The sequence below is a fragment of the Klebsiella sp. 1SOBk5mer genome (assembly GCF_046603115.1).
Classification (GTDB): Bacteria; Pseudomonadota; Gammaproteobacteria; order Enterobacterales; family Enterobacteriaceae; genus Klebsiella; species Klebsiella quasipneumoniae.
Genome location: NZ_JBKIUU010000044.1, coordinates 1 through 265, shown reverse-complemented (window position 1 = coordinate 265; position 265 = coordinate 1). Strand labels below are relative to the sequence as shown.

The 265-nt window shown below is 52.5% G+C and carries 1 rRNA gene; it reads right to left on the bottom strand.

From position 1 onward, the window contains the following. A 5S ribosomal RNA gene (rrf, locus tag ACLH1U_RS25275) occupies positions 1-103 on the bottom strand; the annotation flags it as partial. Between the last annotated feature and the right edge of the window lie 162 nt (positions 104-265).

Genomic DNA, 265 nt, shown 5'->3' with positions numbered 1-265 from the left:
CTACTCTCACATGGGGAGACCCCACACTACCATCGGCGCTACGGCGTTTCACTTCTGAGTTCGGCATGGGGTCAGGTGGGACCACCGCGCTAGTGCCGCCAGGCAAATTCTTTGTGCTCAGTACGCAATTCTTTATCGCATCAGCTGCGTTGCCTGCGCTCGCAAAGTCAGTCACATACTTCAGTATGCTCCTTCCTTTCCTTCGCTTGTCGCCTTGCTGCTGCGCAAATTATTGCGTACTCAACTCTGAATCTAAGCTGAAAAT